The organism is Nocardia sp. 852002-20019_SCH5090214 (genome assembly GCF_001665865.1).
Classification (GTDB): Bacteria; Actinomycetota; Actinomycetes; order Mycobacteriales; family Mycobacteriaceae; genus Nocardia; species Nocardia nova.
The window spans coordinates 1-606 of sequence record NZ_LZMK01000284.1 but is presented as its reverse complement, the minus strand read 5'-3'; the positions used below and the strand labels follow the sequence as shown (position 1 = coordinate 606).

Here is a 606-nt window from a genome sequence, read left to right as displayed (position 1 = left end):
GTCGATGACCACACCCCACTGGTCGGCGAAAGCGTTCCGCAGCTCGTCGAGTTTCTCGGCCGCGATCTCGGAGTTCTCGTGCCAGGTCAGCGCCTCGGCCAGCGATCCCGTCAGCGACCACCGGTTGCCCCACGCGATCTGCTGCAGATTCTCGGCGGCGTATCCGAGCTGGTGATCGATTGCCACATCGAGCATTTCCACCGCGCCGGTGCCGTGGGCGCGGGCCTTGTCGTAATCACGCTGGATTCGCGCGCGGGCGGCGCGGGCCTCCAGCCCGGACCTGGGGCTTCGGTGGTGGTGAGCTCGTCACGGTCGTAGCCGTGGCGCTCGGCGGCGCGGGCCTGGTGCTCGCGGATGGCTTTGGCGACCGCGAGCAGCTGCGCCGGGCTGGCGGTGCGTTTCGGTACCGCCAGTCGTGCGTCGTAGAGGTAGGCCAGCAGTCGCCGGCCACGGCGGCGGGTTTCGGTCTGCGCGACCGGGGCATGGCCTCCGGGGGCCAGGCCCGCCGCCCGGAGCTGGCGGCGGGTCTTCAGATGCGATGGAGCGGCCTTCCACGGGTAGATCTCCGGTTCGTGATCGGCTGCCTCGGAAGCGGTTTCGAGCGGT

General features: G+C 70.3%; 2 protein-coding genes. Both read right to left on the bottom strand.

All coding sequences use genetic code 11. The annotated features are described in order from the left end of the window. On the bottom strand, window positions 1-186 hold a 186-nt coding region (locus tag A5780_RS43195; protein WP_156769509.1), incomplete at its 3' end, for a hypothetical protein. Beyond that, window positions 111-533, bottom strand: coding sequence for a hypothetical protein (locus tag A5780_RS43190; protein ID WP_369829541.1), 423 nt, complete (start codon window positions 531-533; stop codon window positions 111-113). The genes A5780_RS43195 and A5780_RS43190, both read right to left, overlap by 76 nt. Between the last annotated feature and the right edge of the window lie 73 nt (window positions 534-606).